This is a genomic window from Sphingorhabdus buctiana, from assembly GCF_042680825.1.
GTDB classification, from domain to species: domain Bacteria; phylum Pseudomonadota; class Alphaproteobacteria; order Sphingomonadales; family Sphingomonadaceae; genus Sphingorhabdus_B; species Sphingorhabdus_B buctiana.
The window spans coordinates 39,245-52,201 of sequence record NZ_JBHUEL010000010.1 but is presented as its reverse complement, the minus strand read 5'-3'; the positions used below and the strand labels follow the sequence as shown (position 1 = coordinate 52,201).

Genomic DNA, 12,957 nt, shown 5'->3' with positions numbered 1-12,957 from the left:
ACCTTAGTCCCACTTTCCACGTTCATTCCGGACCCTAGGCAACTATGCTTTCCTGATCGGCGTCACCTTGGCACCAGCCGCGCCGTCGCTGGCGCAATAAGTAGCCCAATCGTCCATGAGCCGCCGCCGCTTGTCGAACAGGTCGCCGCGCCGATAGGCCCGCTCAACCTTGTTTTCGATTGTGTGGGCCAGCGCCATTTCGGCAACCTCATGGGCATAACCGGTGCATTCGGCTGCCCAATCGCGGAAACCGGAACGGAAACCGTGAACGGTTGCATCCACCTTCATCCGGCGCATGAGCATTCCCATGGCCATGCCGGACAGCTTGCCGCCCTTTGCGCCGGGGAAGAGGTAGTCGCTGCCAAGCGGCTGGAGGCTTTCGAGTATCGCAACCGCGCGCAGGGACAGCGGCACGCGATGCTCTTTCGCAGCCTTCATGCGCTCGGCTGGGATCGTCCAGATTGCCTTGTCCAAATCGACCTCTGTCCAAGTCGCGCCGAGCACTTCGCCAGAGCGGGCAGCGGTCAGGATCGTAAATTCCAGCGCCGTCGCCGCCACTGCCTCCCGCTTGTGCAGCGCGCGGACGAATGCCGGGATTTGCTCATAGGCAATGGCCTTGTGATGGCCGCGCGATAGCCGGGTGCGAGCGGGCAGGATTTGCGCAAGGTGCCCGCGCCAGCGCGCCGGGTTTTCACCCTGCCGATAGCCGCGAGCCTTGGCGCTATCGAGCACGGTTTCAATCCGCCCGCGAATGCGGCTGGCAGTTTCGGCTTTCCCTTTCCAGATCGGCTCAAGGATTTTCAGCACATGCGCTGTATCAATCTCGGCAACCGGCAAATCTCCGATCACCGGGTAAACGTAGGTGTCGAGCGTATTGCGCCATTGCTGGCGATGCTTGGGGTTGCGCCAACTTTCCTCGTTCGCGGCGATATAGGCCGATGCCACGTCCTTGAACGTGGTTCCGGCCACCTTGGCAGCCTGAGCCGCCGCAAGCGCCTGAGCGGCTTCCCTGTCCCTTTCCTCCAGCGGATCAATGCCCGCTTTGACCTTGAGGCGAAGCACCGCCGCTTCGTCGCGTGCATCGGCAAGCGACAATCCGCCTTGCCCAGCCGCGCCAAGGCCAACATCGCGGGACTTGCCGCCCAGCATGAAGCGATAGACCCAAGAGCGCGCGCCGGTCGGCTTCACCAGCAAATGCAGCCCGCCACCATCGGCATGGCGTCCCGGCTTGGCATTCTTCACCGCGAGAGGGGTTAGCGCGTTGTGCAGCTTCCTTGGCATTTCGGCTCCCTGTCAGGGAATCGAACCTGCCAGCGCCCTGCCACATTGGCGGAAATAGCAGCCGTTCCCATAACCGTTCCCCGATAATAGCGCGGTTTTATGGGAACGCAACGGAACACATGCGGACGCCCCGAGTACCACATGGACCGAAAATCATAGGTTATACGGGGATAATGAGAATGAGTCTGGACGCATCCGGCAACTAGTTAGGCGGACTCCGTCTCCGCCACATAACCCTATGAAAGTATTCTCTTTCTGGGATGGCACCCAAAAATCCTGTTGTATTCAAGGGTTATGGCGGTGGGCTATTCACCTCGCCTCTAGGGCTAGGGTCAAAAAGTGTTCTCCTAAGTCGCATTTTCTCCAAAGCTGTTACCTAAACGGGGTTTGGTGCAGAGCAGAGAATTGCCTGCATTTTCGTCATTTTTTGGGGTAGGCAGCTCCGGGTTGGAACACAGTCCGATTATGATCTGGAGAATCTGTCATCCAATCTTTGTGCGCCCCATTAGAGCAGGAACCTGTCGTTTGGGTCTGATTTTACGTCCTATATCGGCATGGTTAGGAATGGGCCGGTCACCCCACGTCGTTTAATCCAGGTGCTGGGTATGAAGCAGTCACGCTTTAACGTGGTGAAGGTGGATTGGGTTCTGGGGCCCGCCACGCCCTGACATTTGCGTTGCGGAAACAACGTGTCCCAGCATGGCAGGCAAAATCGACACCACCCGGCGGCAGCTCGACACCAATCTCCGGAAACCAGACCGGCCAGTTCCAATCCTTTTCCCAAACGGCGACATCGACGAATGCATGGGCCTCGATGCCAGGCGTGACCTTGAAGGTCAGGTTGTAGACCGGATTTCCAATCGCAATTTTGCTCATGCCGGCATCATCCACTGAGACGACGCGGGCGTGGCCAGAATGGCTAATGGTAAAGTCCCGGTCAGCACTGCGATCAACCAGTGTCACGTCGAGCTTGCTAGAGGTTAGATCAACGCGAATAGCTGGATAGACTGTCACACCCGCAAAGCCATAGTTACCTTGCCCGCCAAGCAGGTCGAACTCGGTGAAGGTACGTTTGAAGGCCTCGATCCCTGCCGTGCCAGGCGTTGGCGGTCTGAACTGACCGTTTGCAAACGGCGCAGGCAAACCGTCGGTGAAGTCCTTGGCAATGCCAATGCTAAAATCGCCCTGCTTGAACGGCACTTTGTAACGGAAACCGGCGGTTGCCTCGAATTCCGCCACAAGCTCCTTGCCTTCAAACAGCTTGTCCTGGTCCAGCCCGCTGTCCAGATATTGCTCGCGAGAACCGTTGATCGGTCGGTAGGTTAGCGAAACCCGAGCTTTGTCCGTTTGCCCTGGGTAAGCAGGGTAGTTGTAGTGACCGGTGACCTCGACCGGGAAGCGCAAGCCGAAGCCGTATCCGAGCTTGGCATAAGGTTCGATGTAGTAGGTCTTCTTACAGGGATCGACGAATGGGATGTAGCGGCACGGATCTACCTTGTACTGCACCCGTGTCTGCCATTCGTAGTGCTTGCCAAGCGTGAAGCCAGTCAGGAAGACGTATGGCCCCAGATCCTTTGTCATCGGCTGAGAGCGGGCGTTCTGGGCTTCCAGAGCCTGCTGAACGGCAGGATTGGCCAACGCATTCATGATTGCCTGCGTTCGTCCAACCCCGACCCGCTGCATGAAAGCCGGATCAAACGCCATTGGCGCAATTGCCGTTAGCCGAGGGAAACTTGCCGTGCTGTCAACCTTGGGCACGAATAGCACCTGCTCAACTTCGACCTCGCCGGCGTTGACCATCTCTTCAACAAGCTGGTCTTCGGTAAGGTTGGCTATCCGCTGGGCTTCTGATGCCCCCAGCTTCGTGACCAGCGCGGCTCGCTTGGCGGGGTCACTAATGCTTGCCCTTGCCTCCGCAGCGCGGGCCTGCAACTCCACTTGATCCGATGCAATCGCCGCCCGGTAATTGGCTATCATCGTTGCCCGAGCCAAAGGGTCTGCGATGAAGCTTGCACTTTGCGGATTTGAGAGTGCGTTCAGCCGCTGCAAGCCATTCGACTGACGGAAACACGAGTTGCCCGCCGCTTCCAATTGTGAACGACTTGCTGAATCCGAACAGGCACCGGGTTGCACTGAATATTTGAGCGCTGAACGGACAAGCAAACCTTCATCGATCTCCACAACGTCGGCTTCGTCACGTTCAACTTTGGCCAACTGAGGCAGATTGCGCAGGCGGTTGGCGACGTTGAAGAGAGCAGCCGGGTTTTGCAGAACGGGCGTGAAGTTCACGGTCGCAGCGCCCAAACTAACCTGCGGAACGGCGCGGAGTGCAGCAATCGGCAGTTGGCGCCGGATCGGCAAGGCTCGTGTCAGAACTGTCAGATCGCGAATGGGGATTATGACTGGGCGCTGCGGCAAGGGAGGCGCCTGGGTCCCGACCGATGACGGCGGCGAATTATTGGGCTGCCTTTCCGCCGCGTTCTCTGTTGCTGGTGCCACCGGCGGTATAATCAGTGGTTTGAATACTCCTGATGCCGTTTGAGCATAGGCTGATGTTGCTACCAGCAGTCCACAAATTGCAGCGGAACTAGCCAACGAAATCCGAATGCTCATGCAGTTTGCCCCCGAGGCCTTCCCACCCGGAGAATGAAGCACGAATTTTTGCGTTCAGGAATAGTCAAAAGCCCGACAGTGGCGAGGTACTGCAGCTTCGGGGATTGGCCGTATGCGACAACCAGCCAATGCCACGACAATCTACCGTAGCAGCCATGCATTCGGCGAACCGCCGCTGTTGACTGCAGGCTCCAACGCCGCCCTTAGGTCTCCATGCAAAAATGCCGGCGTTGCTCGTCCCAATCGATCGGAAACGGGTCCATCAACGTAGCCAGCGTGGTGTCCGGACCTAGCTGCCCATCCAGGATCGCATCGATGATGTCGGGTGCCAGCAGGGTCAGCCGCAGAACACGCGTGAGGTAGGACGGCGAGATCTTCTCCTGCGCGGCCAGGTCGCCAAGGGTAGGACAGGCGCCGGTATCGAGCATCCGTTTCCATCGGAAAGCCCGGGCGAGCCCCTTGATCAGCGTATTGTCGACATGCCGGTGCTTGGTGAGCGCCGCATCGGGCAGGATCATCTCCTTGCGCCCGCCGCGTTTGCGAATGTGGAAGGGCACATGGACGGTTACGATCTCGGTGGTGGTCATGCTGCCTCCCTCATCTCTTGTGCAAATGTGGCCATGCCATCGAGCCGCAGCTGGACGTCAAAACCCTCGGTGCCGATCTCGACCCGCTCGACCAGCATTTGCACGATGCGGGTCTGCTCGGCCGGGAACAGTTCATCCCACATGGGATCGAGCGTGGTCAGCGCCATTCGGGCTTCCTCCTCGGTAATGACTGGCAGATGGCCACGGGCTGCCTTGGTGGAACCGGCCAGGATTTCCGGCTGCCGGAATATGGCCCGTAACTGCTCGATGACCGCGCTCTCGATCTCAGCGGCTGGGACTCGGCCAATGGGGCAGACACCGGCGCCATGACGCAGCACCGACTGGCTGACATAGTAGCGGTAGAGCTTCCCGCCCTTCCGGGTGTGTGTGGGCGAGAACGCCGCGCCATCCGGGCCCCACAGCAGGCCTTTGAGCAATGCAGGGGTATTGCAGCGTGTGTGCGCCGCCCGCTTGCGGGGGCTCTCGGTGAGGATCGCGTGGACCTTGTCCCAGGCATCCTGCGTGATGATTGCCTTGTGCTCACCGGGGTAACTGGTGCCCTTGTGAACGGCTTCGCCCAGATAAACCCGGTTGTTCATGAGGCGGTGCAGGAACCCCTTGGTAATGATCCCGCCCTGCTTGGTGGTGATCCCGCGGTTCCTGAGATCGCGCAGCATGACCGTTGCTGAACCGCACTGGGCAAACTGGTCGAAGATGTAGCGGACATGGCTGGCCTCGACGTCATTGATCACCAGCTTGCGGGCGACAACGTCATAACCCAGCGGCGGGCAGCCGCCCATCCACATACCCTTGGCACGGGATGCGGCGATCTTGTCGCGGATGCGTTCCCCGGTCACTTCGCGCTCGAACTGCGCAAATGACAGCAGAACGTTAAGGGTCAGCCGCCCCATCGAGGTTGTCGTGTTGAATGACTGGGTGACCGACACAAAGGTCACCTCATTGCGGTCGAACACCTCCACCAGCTTGGCGAAGTCCATCAGCGAGCGCGACAGGCGGTCGATCTTGTAGACCACGACTACGTCGACCAGCCCGTCTTCGATATCGGACAGCAGCCGCTTCAGCCCCGGCCGTTCCAGCGTGCCGCCGGACACCCCACCATCGTCATACTGGTCGCGCACCAGCACCCAACCTTCGTTGCGCTGACTGGCGATAAAGGCCTCGCAAGCCTCCCGCTGGGCGTGCAGACTGTTGAACTCCTGCTCGAGCCCTTCTTCCGATGATTTGCGCGTATAGACCGCGCAGCGCAGCTTGCGCGTGATTGGCGTGTTCATGCCGCCCTCCTGTGATGCTTGAGACCGAAGAAGACCCAGCCATTCCAGCGCGTGCCGGTGATGGTCCGGGCAATGGCAGACAGCGATTTGTAGGGCCGGCCCTGCCATTCGAACCCGTCGCGCGTGACGGTGACGCAGTGTTCGGTGCCTTGCCATTCGCGGATCAACCGGGTGCCGATGATGGGCTTAAGATCCGTGCGGATCCGGCGGGTGGCAATGTTCCCGCCGTCGAGCTGCTCGCCCAGGTCCTGCAGGCGCCGGACGGTCTCCGGCTTCAGTCCGCCATGTGTCAGCTCCTGAATGCGGTAACCTAGCCTGGTCTCAATATAGCGCCGGTTGAACAGGGGCGGCTCGGTATCGAACAAGGCGCGCCATTGTTTCTTCAGTTCCGCGCCAGACATGGTCTTCAGCGCTGCTAGGCGCGCTGGGATCGGATTGGTATCGGTCATGCAGCTCTCCTTCGAGTTGGAGCCGCACTACCGCTCTGTTCGGACGCGAAGTGTAGCGGAAAGTCTCCGCTTTCAGGGGACAGCTGCCCGCGATTGCGCAGGTGCAGGCGAACGATGCCCAGACCCAGAATTGCGCATAGTTCAGTGCGCCGTTCAGCAGGCGTCATCAGGCTTGGATGGAGCGCATTGGGACGCTTCATGACCCCAAATCTGGGCATGTCGTCGTTGGCGCTGGCGATGGAAGTTGTGTCGGCTTTGGTCATGGCCGGAGCATCGCCGAATCAGGCCATTCCCCGCTACGTTCGAAGGGGTTCTCCTGTAGTTCACAGCCTTACCCCCAGAAGGGTTGAACGGTTCAACCCTTTGCGCTGTGGTTGCCTTGCGGGGCGCTATTGTTCTATTTATGTTCCAGTCTCGTCTGCCCATGATTCGGAACACAAATGCCCATCGACACACTCGACCGCACCCTCTGGTCCCTGGATCAAACCTACCGGTACATCTGCCGGATTTGCCGAGCGCGGCATGAGGCGGCGACCGGTGAAAAGGTCGTGCTCGATGTCGGCAAGATATTGTCATCGACGGCGACCGGATCATCTCGCTGGCAGAACATCAACCTCGATGCCTCACGCCAGCTTTGGCAGGCTTTGCGGCAGGGCAACGTGCATGCGCAGGGACGTTACTCCGACAGCCGCAATCCGGTCTTCCCGGACCGCGATGCTCGGGAATGGATCTTCCACTCCAGCCAGCTGGTCTGGATCCCGCCCGAGCACTGGATCAGCGGGGTGTTGCATGTGGACGATGGCAGCTTGCCCGAGCGGCTGGAATTGCAGGATGGCGAATATATCGACATCCAGATCCCGCGGTTCATGGTCGAGGCAATCTGGACGCTTCCGCCGCCCAAGCCGATTAAACCAACCGATTACACCACGCCCTACCTCGACCTGATCGATCGCGCGATTGCCGAGAACGGCATTGACGAATTGGACCAGTCCAAGAAGGAGGTGCTGGTCGACTGGTTCATGGACCAGGATATCGAGGGCGAACCGGTGTCTGGGAACCTTGCCAAAGCGATGGCAACCATCATCCGCCTGCCGTCATCCCAGCGCGGAGGTAGCAAGCGTAGCTGGGGTCGGTGATCGATATCCGGCCATTTATCGATCATGAAATGGCGTAACCGTGATCGATAAGTGGAAAGTTGTCTGTCCTCGGTCTGGGCCATCATCCTTGCAAATCCGGAGCACAACTCCAGAAATGCAAGGTTGGCCAAGAGCAGTGTAACAAGGGTTCAACCGTTCAACCCTCTGATCGCGGCGCAGGAAACCTCTCCGCCATTACGTCGACCATAGAACAGAAACCGGGACACCAGAGATCCGTTCGCTGACCGGTCTCAGGCCGTCGTAGTCGTGAAGCACCAAACCGCGCGCGAACTTGTCACCAGCGGCAGCTTCAAGTTTGCGCAATCCAGAAAAGTCGCCTCGGCGCAGTGTCGCTGACGCCTTCACTTCGATCCCGACAACCCGGCCCTGCTGGTCTTCCAGGACAAAATCGACCTCGTCACCTTCCTTGGTGCGGAAGTGCGAAAGGGTAACTCTATGATCACTCCAGCCGATCAGCTTGCGTAATTCCGCTCCGACAAAACTCTCCAGCAATGGGCCAAAGCGATCCGGGTCCGCTTGTGGCGGCGCTGGACTGAACTGACGCAGGGCAGAGAGCAATCCGCTGTCTAGAAAGTGGTGCTTGGGCGTCTTGATCAACCTGGAGATACGGTTGCTGAACCACGGCGGCAGGGTGTCGATCAGGAACAGACGCTCCAGGGTCTCGAGATAGCGCCCAACTGTTGCCCTGGAGATTTGCAGGGCCGATGCAATGTTCGTGTGATTGGAGAGCTGCCCGGATTGCTCGGCCAAGAGCCGAACCAATTGCGGCAGCTTTTCCAGTTGATCGATCGTAGAAATATCGCGGACATCCCTGTCCAGGATCAGGGCGACATAGTCGTTGAACCACTTCGCTCGCCGCCGATCATCCTTACGTGCCACGGCTTCAGGATATCCTCCGCGCGCGACCAGTTCGGCGAGTTCATGACCGACGACTGCATCGGTAATCTTTAGGGGCTCATTATTGAAAAACCGATCGATCGCATCGCCCTTGCGACCCAGCAGTTCGGCTTGAGCAAAGGGAAACAATTCGATGATCTCGATCCGGCCGGCAAGCGAGTCCCCAATTGTTGGAAGCGCCATGACATTGGCAGAGCCTGTCAGCAGAAACCTGCCCGGTGCGGTATTCGCGTCGACGGATTGCTTGATGACCAGCATCAATTCAGGCACACGCTGGATTTCGTCAATGACTGCGCCATCCAGGTTTCGGATGAATCCGACCGGATCACTCTTGGCATTGGCTAGCGTTACCGGGTCGTCGAGCGACAGAAATGGCCGCTGATCGTTAGCAAATTTGCGGACCAGCGTAGTTTTTCCGGCCTGACGCGGCCCCACAACCAGCACCACGCGCGTATCGGTAAGCGCGGTTGCAACGGCTTGTTCGGCGCGGCGTGCGATGAGGTTGGGGGACGAGTTTAAAACCATGGCCAATTGCTACATCAAATGCCGACCAATCGTCAATATAATCCCGTCCAATTGTCAATCGCGGCTCGTCTAAATGCCAGAAGGGTTCAACCGTTCAACCCTGTGAGACTCCGAAACCGGTTCTGACCGGCGACCGCTTGGAACGTTTCGGCGGCCCCAAAATGATGACTTTTGTCGCGTCCCCTTTCCTTCAAGAGGACGCGACACGGCATGAATGCCGCCGAACAAGCACTACCAGGCACAGCGGCTGCGGACTTCCAAAACTGGTTGGCCCTGCACGATCTGGGATTCAGCCTGATCCCGCTCAAACCTGCCGATAAGCGCGCTGCAATTGGCTGGAAGGCCTATCAAACAAAGCGTGCATCGTGCAGCGACCTTGAAGCTTGGTATAAGGCCTCGCCGAACGCCAATATCGGGATTGTCACTGGCGCGGTCAGCGGGCTGGTCGTCCTTGACCTTGATAACGAGGAGGCCGTTGCCGAGGCGCAGCGGCGGGGTCTTCCAGACACGTTGATAGTCCGGACCGGCAAGGGCCAGCATGTCTACTTCCGACATCCCGGAAACAAGATCACCAACCGCGCAGGCTTTCTGCCCGGCATGGATATACGCGGTGACGGCGGTTATGTTGTTGGCCCTGGCAGCCTCCATCCCAGCGGCGCCGTATACACCTGGCAGAGCCCTCCTGGAGAGGCTCAGCTTGCCGATATGCCGCAATGGCTTGCCGAAGTCTTGCGTGCTCCCGCGCTACCTGCACAGACCACCCAGCTAGCGTCTCCGGTGCGGTTGCAGACCCGCAATGCAGACCACCAGCTGGTTAAGCCGGGCAGGGATGAGCCAGCGATCTTCTCCGACATGGAGAAAGGGCTACCGCGGCTTCTTATCGAGCTGCTGGGCCAACCATCAGCCAAGACAGACCGGGAATGGCGCTACCGGGGCAGAGGCAGTCTCTCGGTTCGGGTGGACGGTGCCAAGCCAGGCCAGTGGTACGACCACGAAGCCGGGCGAGGCGGCGGGCTTGTCGCGCTCGTCACATCTGTATTGGGTTGCAGCTATGCCCAAGCGTGCGACTGGATTGCCGACCGCACGGGCGTCAGGCCTTCGGCAAGAGGTACCAGCAGCGCTTCCGACCCGTCTCGCGAAGAGTTGACGGCAAAAGCCCGATACGAGGCGCAGCGGATCCTTGCTGATGCCAAGCCAGCGCCTGCCAATCATCCCTATCTCATCGCCAAAGGGATCAAGCCCCTTGGCATCCTGATCGATACTGCCGGGCGACTGGTCATTGGCCTGCGCGACATCGATGGGGTCATCCACACAGTCCAGCGCATCGATGCGCATGGCAACAAGCGGTTCCTGGCCGGCGGTGCCAAGGCCGACCATTTTGCGGTCATTGGCGAATGGACCGAGGACACACCCCATCTTCTGGTCTGCGAAGGCTGGGCAACCGGGGCCAGCATCCATGAGGCGACGGGCGAGCCGGTCGTGGTCGCCTTTGATGCCGGAAACCTGATCCGCGTCACCCGGGTGCTGCGCCGGCGCTATCCGAACATTGAACTGACCATTGTCGCAGACAATGACGCCAAGCCCGACCGGACCGATAACCCTGGTGTCGCAGCGGCAACCGAAGCGGCGCGCGACAATGATGCGCGGCTCGCCCTTTCCGACTTCGCGGGCGATGCGAATGATCTCGTGCGTGCCAGAGGGTTCGAGGCCTTACGAGCAGTCATTGCGGCAGCCCGTTGGGTAGGTGCGAAGGATCCGACCTATACGGAGCCCGAGCACGATGTTGCCGGTGCCCGCGCCGAACTTGCCAGCCGCATTGCCACTTTCATGGACGAGGTTGCTGCCTTCCACGAAGCGGCAGCGCAGAACCTCGGCGAGAGCGACGTAGCAAATGCACCTAAGCCGCCGTTGCTCGGATTACCCGTCGACGTTGGCCTCGGCAAAACCAGTCAGGTCCGCGACCAGATCATTGCGGCCTTGGCTGCCAAGAAGCTTGGTGGCGGCAAGGTGGTATTCGCAGTGCCGCGCCACGACCTCGGTGAAGAACAGGTCGATGCTTTTGCCCGGGCCGGCGTCGCAGCAGTTCTCTGGAAAGGCCGCACCGCGCCCGATCCCGTGCCGGAAAACCCGGACCAGCGCATGTGCCTTGATCCCGACGCACAGGCCGATGCGCTGGCAGCTGAACTTTCGGTTGAGCAAGCCGTGTGCAAGGTCAAGCGTGACAGCAAGACCTTCTACTGCCCGCATTACGAGGTCTGCGGATACCAGCGGCAGAAGCTCATCGCCAAGTCTGCGCAAGTCGTCATCTGCGCGCATGACAGCCTGTTCCATGCGATGCCCCAAGTCATCGGGCGGCCGGCACTTTTGGTGATCGACGAGGGGTTCTGGCAGTCGGGTCTGCGCGGCACGGACAGTCCGGTCCAGATCACCATCGATAGCCTCGATCCCTATGACGCGGACCTGCGCTGCTACGACCACAAGAATGCCTATGACTATCCCGAGACCCAGTTCCTGATCGAGCACCGGTTGAAGCTCTGGAAGGTGCTCGAGCTGCACCGGGAAGGCCCCCTTCGCCTTGCTGACTTACGGGCCGCCAGACTGACCCCGACCATCTGCCGGGACGCAGCAAAGCTCGAACGAGGCAGGCTTCGGGATCCGGGCATTTTGCCGGGCATGTCGGCTGAGGAACGCGCCAAACGGCTCGGTGCAGTAATGCCGCGGCGCAGGAACGCCTGGGCTCCGCCGGGTCGTGCCGCGGCCATGTGGTCGATCCTCGCCGAGGCGCTAGACGCAGGGCACGATGCCTGGGGTGTGCAGGTTGGCCGAATGCATACTCCGAATGGGACGGTCAGGTCGCTGGACCTCCTGTGGCGGTCATCGATCCGGACTGGGTGGATCGAGAATATACCGGTCCTGCATATTGACGCGACCATGCGGCAGGAACTGGTGACGCCCTTTCTGCCCGGCATTTCTGTGGCCCCGGCCGTAAGCGCCAAGACACCGCATGTGCGGATCCGGCAAGTGCTGGGGGCGCCGGTAAGCGGCAAGGCGCTGGTGCCGGGGCCACATGCGAAGGACAGGGAGCACACCACAGCAGCGAACAACCTGCGTGCCCTGCGGACCTATCTATTTGCCCGGACGCTGCAGATTGGTGGAGGAACAGCACCCGTGCTCGCCATCGCTCAGATGCGGGCGTTAGCGGCCCTTAGCAAGTCTAACCTGCCGGCCAATCTGGAGACCGCGCATTTCAATGCGCTTAGTGGGATGGACCGTTGGGGCAATGTTGCCGGGATGGTCATCATGGGCCGCACGCTGCCAGCACCTTCTGTAATCGCCAAGCTGCAGATCGCGCTGACAGGGCGTCCGCCTCAAGAGGACAATGAGAGCTGGTGGTATCCGCTGATCGAGCGGGTGATCCGCCGGCCCAATGGACGATCCCGCATGGCCATGGGCGAACATCATCCCGATCCAATCGCGGAAGCAATTCGCTGGAATATCTGCGAGGGCGAGTTGATTCAGGCAATGGGACGCGGCCGGGGCGTCAATCGTACGGCCGACAATCCCCTGCAGATTGATCTACTCACCGATATCGTGCTGCCTATCACCGCTGACGAGGTGATCGATTGGCCCAACCTCGTTCCCAGCCGCACCGACATGATGGCCTCGCGCGGTGTGGTGCTCGATAACGCCGCGGACCGGGCCAAATGCTTCCCCGACCTGTGGTCAAACTACGAGGCCGCACGGAAAGATGGGCAGAGGACCGGGACAAAATGCTATTATAGAATCTTCTATAATAGCGAAATGTCCCGCTCCTCGGCTGCGGTGACCTACCGGCCGGAGGGATCAGGTCAGAAGGTGAGGTCGGCCATGTTTAACCTGGAGCTGATCCCAGACCCTGCCGTGTGGCTCACCGAGCGGCTTGGGCCATTGGCCGACTGCGAAGTTGTCACGGGCGCGGATCTGGCCGCCTGATCAGCGCGAAAAAATGTGCGGGGGTGGGGGGGGATTGCATAGTCTACAGGTCTCGGATGGGACACCGCGTTCGATCCAAAATACACGCGCCCGCGAATTAACGACCGGGGGTCAGATTTGTATAAGAAATTAATATCATTAATTTATGAGATATGCGCTCTTTGATTTTGCGCAAAGTTAGGGT

At 59.8% G+C, this 12,957-nt stretch carries 9 protein-coding genes; 2 read left to right on the top strand and 7 right to left on the bottom strand.

Features of this window, described 5'->3' with window-relative positions:
* Window positions 1-42: 42 nt before the first annotated feature.
* The 6 genes from ACFSAG_RS10850 to ACFSAG_RS10825 form a co-directional block, all read right to left on the bottom strand.
* Entirely contained in the window at window positions 43-1,281 is a 1,239-nt protein-coding gene (locus ACFSAG_RS10850; RefSeq protein WP_204992718.1) for a tyrosine-type recombinase/integrase, read from the bottom strand.
* 621 nt (window positions 1,282-1,902) lie between these two features.
* A complete protein-coding gene (locus tag ACFSAG_RS10845; protein WP_381514612.1) occupies window positions 1,903-3,894 on the bottom strand; it encodes a hypothetical protein in 1,992 nt (663 codons plus the stop codon).
* A 203-nt stretch (window positions 3,895-4,097) separates the two neighbouring features.
* On the bottom strand, window positions 4,098-4,481 hold the full coding sequence (locus ACFSAG_RS10840) for a hypothetical protein (protein WP_381514609.1): 384 nt from the start codon (window positions 4,479-4,481) through the stop codon (window positions 4,098-4,100).
* A complete protein-coding gene (locus ACFSAG_RS10835) occupies window positions 4,478-5,773 on the bottom strand; it encodes a recombinase family protein (RefSeq protein ID WP_381514606.1) in 1,296 nt (431 codons plus the stop codon). The genes ACFSAG_RS10840 and ACFSAG_RS10835 overlap by 4 nt, the downstream gene beginning before the upstream one ends.
* Window positions 5,770-6,222: a DUF2924 domain-containing protein gene (locus tag ACFSAG_RS10830; protein ID WP_381514603.1), complete on the bottom strand. Its 453-nt coding sequence runs from the start codon at window positions 6,220-6,222 to the stop codon at window positions 5,770-5,772. Before ACFSAG_RS10830 ends, ACFSAG_RS10835 begins: the two co-directional genes overlap by 4 nt.
* On the bottom strand, window positions 6,219-6,485 hold the full coding sequence (locus ACFSAG_RS10825) for a hypothetical protein (RefSeq protein ID WP_381514600.1): 267 nt from the start codon (window positions 6,483-6,485) through the stop codon (window positions 6,219-6,221). Before ACFSAG_RS10825 ends, ACFSAG_RS10830 begins: the two co-directional genes overlap by 4 nt.
* 177 nt (window positions 6,486-6,662) lie before the next feature.
* Between ACFSAG_RS10825 and ACFSAG_RS10820 the strand changes: the two genes are divergently transcribed.
* On the top strand, window positions 6,663-7,358 hold the full coding sequence (locus tag ACFSAG_RS10820; protein ID WP_381514598.1) for a hypothetical protein: 696 nt from the start codon (window positions 6,663-6,665) through the stop codon (window positions 7,356-7,358).
* 195 nt (window positions 7,359-7,553) lie between these two features.
* Here ACFSAG_RS10820 and ACFSAG_RS10815 read toward each other — a convergent pair whose 3' ends face one another.
* Window positions 7,554-8,723: an ATP-binding protein gene (locus ACFSAG_RS10815; RefSeq protein WP_381514595.1), complete on the bottom strand. Its 1,170-nt coding sequence runs from the start codon at window positions 8,721-8,723 to the stop codon at window positions 7,554-7,556.
* A gap of 288 nt (window positions 8,724-9,011) precedes the next feature.
* Between ACFSAG_RS10815 and ACFSAG_RS10810 the strand changes: the two genes are divergently transcribed.
* Window positions 9,012-12,773, top strand: a complete 3,762-nt coding sequence (locus tag ACFSAG_RS10810; RefSeq protein ID WP_381514593.1) for a bifunctional DNA primase/polymerase — start codon at window positions 9,012-9,014, stop codon at window positions 12,771-12,773.
* Window positions 12,774-12,957 lie beyond the last annotated feature (184 nt).

What these genes read in the sequence shown, in the direction of transcription:
- ACFSAG_RS10850 (WP_204992718.1), bottom strand. Translation starts at nt 1,281, where the DNA reads ATGCCAAGGAAGCTGCACAACGCGCTAACCCCTCTCGCGGTGAAGAAT.
- ACFSAG_RS10845 (WP_381514612.1), bottom strand. Translation starts at nt 3,894, where the DNA reads ATGAGCATTCGGATTTCGTTGGCTAGTTCCGCTGCAATTTGTGGACTG.
- ACFSAG_RS10840 (WP_381514609.1), bottom strand. Translation starts at nt 4,481, where the DNA reads ATGACCACCACCGAGATCGTAACCGTCCATGTGCCCTTCCACATTCGC.
- ACFSAG_RS10835 (WP_381514606.1), bottom strand. Translation starts at nt 5,773, where the DNA reads ATGAACACGCCAATCACGCGCAAGCTGCGCTGCGCGGTCTATACGCGC.
- ACFSAG_RS10830 (WP_381514603.1), bottom strand. Translation starts at nt 6,222, where the DNA reads ATGACCGATACCAATCCGATCCCAGCGCGCCTAGCAGCGCTGAAGACC.
- ACFSAG_RS10825 (WP_381514600.1), bottom strand. Translation starts at nt 6,485, where the DNA reads ATGACCAAAGCCGACACAACTTCCATCGCCAGCGCCAACGACGACATG.
- ACFSAG_RS10820 (WP_381514598.1), top strand. Translation starts at nt 6,663, where the DNA reads ATGCCCATCGACACACTCGACCGCACCCTCTGGTCCCTGGATCAAACC.
- ACFSAG_RS10810 (WP_381514593.1), top strand. Translation starts at nt 9,012, where the DNA reads ATGAATGCCGCCGAACAAGCACTACCAGGCACAGCGGCTGCGGACTTC.